This window comes from Oceanobacillus indicireducens (assembly GCF_014647195.1).
In the GTDB taxonomy this organism is placed as follows: domain Bacteria; phylum Bacillota; class Bacilli; order Bacillales; family Amphibacillaceae; genus Oceanobacillus; species Oceanobacillus indicireducens.
Map to the genome: position 1 here is coordinate 1 of NZ_BMOS01000087.1, position 575 is coordinate 575.

Here is a 575-nt window from a genome sequence, read left to right on the forward strand (position 1 = left end):
TTATCGAAACCCTGGATAAACTAGATTATCGGGAACTGCTTAACGATTACCAGGCTGCACATGGTAAAGAGCTAAAGCCGGTTAAGCGTCGTAAAAACAGTGTGGTTACCGTACCAACGACGATGACATGCCCCAGATGTTCTGCACCCGCAGCCTATCTTTATGCCAACAACGGAGACAGAGGCCAATACCAATGTAAAGTGTGTGCGTGTCTGTTCAGTAAACAAAATCGCTACTTGAAAGAAGCTGTTCTCAAATGCCCCCATTGTTTGAAGAGCCTGGATAAGATTAAAGAACGTAAAGATTTTTATGTCTTTAAGTGCAGAAACAATCAATGTTCCTTCTATAAAAAGAAATTGAACCAAATGACCAAAGAAGAAAAGAAACGATTCAAAGAAGATCCACAGGCATTTAAAGTTCGATATATCTTTCGGGAGTTTCACTTCGATTTCAAACCGTTAGCCAAGGAAACTCCGGAGAAGCCTAAAGTAGACCTTTCGCGTATTTACGTTTCGCCCCATACCCTTGGATTGATTTTAACTTATCACGTAAACTATGGGCTCTCTGCCCGTAAA

The 575-nt window shown here is 41.2% G+C and carries 1 pseudogene; it reads left to right on the top strand.

Annotation, left to right across the window (positions count from 1 at the left end):
* Positions 1-575 (top strand): annotated as a pseudogene (locus tag IEX94_RS19510) (DDE-type integrase/transposase/recombinase); the annotation flags it as partial.